At 59.9% G+C, this 329-nt stretch carries 1 pseudogene; it reads right to left on the reverse strand.

Annotated elements, in window-relative coordinates:
* Positions 1-314: pseudogene (locus AC0L3B_RS38870) on the reverse strand (hypothetical protein); the annotation flags it as partial.
* Between the last annotated feature and the right edge of the window lie 15 nt (positions 315-329).

The following is a 329-nucleotide window of genomic DNA, read 5'->3' on the forward strand; positions in this document are numbered from 1 at the left end:
TCAACCTGGGAGGGCGAGTAGATCTCATTGATAATTGGGATATGGCTCGGATGGATTGCCGAAGCCCAGGACGCGCCGAGACGCTTCGACTTTTCGCCGATGCGCCGCACGAGCTCAAGATCATCCAACTTCGTAGTCATGGCTCCTTCGACGCGCACAATTCCGGCAGCACGTGCTTGCAGCGCAGAATAGGCTCCAAAGAAAAGAGCCTCGGCAGCCTCTTCTTCGTACTGCAAGCCGAGAGAACGCGCGCCGTCTCCAGCGGGCACCGGGCCACCGGTCCCGCCAGCTCGCTTGATGCGCGGGGAGGCCATGCAGATTTCATAGAG

Source organism: Bradyrhizobium sp. Kon56 (assembly GCF_055807635.1).